General features: G+C 74.6%; 1 protein-coding gene. It reads left to right on the forward strand.

Annotated features, from left to right (window positions below; all coding sequences use genetic code 11):
• Positions 1–1,323 (forward strand): type VII secretion-associated serine protease mycosin (gene mycP / locus QH283_RS22480; RefSeq protein WP_280504945.1); only part of this gene is annotated, 1,323 nt, incomplete at its 5' end.
• Positions 1,324–1,446: the final 123 nt, after the last annotated feature.

Raw genomic sequence — 1,446 nt, forward strand, 5'->3', positions numbered from 1 at the left:
ATCGTGGACGAGAGCGCACTCGGCGCGGCCGTGGCGGTGAACGCGCGCGGCGGTCCGCCGGAGCCGACCGAGCAGCGGCATCTGTGCGCCGAGCCGATCATGTCCGGGCCGCCCCCGCAGGAGCCGCCTGCCGCGCAGCGGGTGCTCGACCTGCCCTCGGCCTGGCGATTCAGCACCGGCGCGGGTCAGAAGGTGGCGGTCATCGACACCGGGGTCAACCGGCACCCTCGGCTGCCCTTGCTCCAGCCCGGTGGTGATTTCGTCTCCGACAGCGACGGCACCGTGGACTGTGACGGGCACGGGACGCTGGTGGCGGGCTTGATCGCCGCGCGCCCCGATCCCGGCGACGCGTTCGCCGGGGTGGCGCCGGACGCGGAGATCCTGGCCATCCGCCAGCTCAGCCTGGCCTACGAGGCCAAGGACCGCGCCGCCGACCAGACCCCAGGCCGGATCGCGCCCGCTGGCTACGGCACCGTGCTCACCCTGGCCGCCGCGGTGGTCCGCGCCGTGGACATGGGCGCGTCCGTGGTCAACATCTCCGAGGTGGCGTGCACGCCCGTCGGCGGTGACCCGGCCGACGCCGCACTCGGCGCGGCGGTGAAGTACGCCTACGACCGCGATGTCGTCGTGGTGGCGGCGGCGGGCAACATCCAACAGGGTGGCGCCTGCGAGAGCCAGAACGCGGGCTCCGGCTGGGACTCGGTGAGCACCACCGTGACCCCGGCCCGGTTCAGCCCCTACGTGCTCACGGTGGCCTCGGTGGAGGCCGACGGCAGCGCCTCGCCGTTCTCCATCGCGGGCCCCTGGGTCGCCGTCGCCGCTCCCGGTCGCGAGATCGTCTCCCTGGACAGCAAGCCGGGCGGCGCTGGACTGGTGAACACGGTGCAGACGGGGGAGGGCACCGCCTCGGTCGACGGGACCAGCTTCTCCACGGCCTACGTCTCCGGCCTCGCCGCGCTGGTGCGCGCCCGCTTCCCGCACCTGCGGGCCCAGCAGGTGATGGACCGGATCACCCGCACCGCGCACGGGCCGGGCGCCGGCCGTGACGACCGCATCGGGCACGGGCTCATCGATCCGCTGGCCGCGCTGACCGCGCACCTGCCGGATCAGCCGGTCAGCGCCGGCGCGGACGCCGGACGGGCGATCGCCGCGCCCGCGCCACCGCCGTACCGCGATCCGCTGCCGCGCCGGGTGGCGACCATCGGCTCCCTCACGCTGCTCGGCGCGGCGGGCATCGGATGGGCGCTGTCCATCCCGTTCCGCCGCGACCGTGACGACGACGTCGACCCCGGGGAAGGCATCTTCCCCGGAGAAGGACGGTAGGACATGGCAACCGAAGGTTTCGTGCGACGTCCGAGGATCGCGCCGCCACGCGCACCCGGCGGTGTGGTGGCGCTGACGGCGCCGCCGGAGATCCCGCGACCGGTGCCCGCCGGACTGTTGATG

It is taken from the genome of Nocardia farcinica, from assembly GCF_029867845.1.
In the GTDB taxonomy this organism is placed as follows: Bacteria; Actinomycetota; Actinomycetes; order Mycobacteriales; family Mycobacteriaceae; genus Nocardia; species Nocardia farcinica_A.